Consider the following 698-nt stretch of genomic DNA (forward strand, 5'->3'; position numbering starts at 1 on the left):
CGCCTGTGCACCCGCCGACATCGCGCATCGAAAGACGCTTCTGGCGTTTCGCGAATGGCTGAACGCGCCCGTCAAGATCCGCCTGTTGTGGAGTTCGATCCATGAAAATAGGCACCAAAATCAAAGCCGAACCTCGCAAAGCCGAACTTCGGCTCCGTTCGGCGATTCGGCTGGCGGCGCTCGCCGCCGCTGCTGTATTTCTTGTTCTCTATAGCTTGGATGTTAGAGACGGATCAACTGCGCACGAATGCCAGCGGGAGGATTCTGGCGACTACATCGGTGAAACCTGCTATTTGGCGCGTGAGTACGGCACTTTGTTTCGCCTTTATGCTGCGCGTAGCGATGAATTACTCGCAGAGCGCACGTACCTTGACCCCGACGCTCCGCGCCTACTTTGGTTTCACGATCATGTGCTGAGAATCGGGTAGACCTCGGCACGGGGGTTTTCGATCAGGCCGAATACGCTGTTGTCTCTACCGCCCTCTCCCAGCCCGTGCGCCAACAAAAGAGCTGATTCCAGCGTAGGCACCTTTCGCAGAAAGCTATAAGCAATGTCCCTCGTGGTGCTGCTTGTCTTTGGGTCATCCGCGATAGCGCGGACTTCCGGCACGATGGCATTCTGCTGCCAGAAGGCGCGCGAGGTTAAGCAGGAACTACGCGCACAACGTGTGAAGCTGCCGGGTCAGGCGGGCTCGGTT

1 protein-coding gene is annotated in these 698 nt (G+C 57.7%); it reads left to right on the forward strand.

Going from position 1 to position 698, the window contains the following annotated elements; translation table 11 throughout:
- Nucleotides 1–101 precede the first annotated feature (101 nt).
- Entirely contained in the window at nt 102–428 is a 327-nt protein-coding gene (locus AC1DS3_RS39265; protein WP_441630852.1) for a hypothetical protein, read from the forward strand.
- Nucleotides 429–698 lie beyond the last annotated feature (270 nt).

This window comes from Cupriavidus sp. 01L46, assembly GCF_056399905.1.

Excerpts from the sequence above, each read along its gene's own strand:
- AC1DS3_RS39265 (WP_441630852.1), top strand. The coding sequence starts at position 102 with ATGAAAATAGGCACCAAAATCAAAGCCGAACCTCGCAAAGCCGAACTT.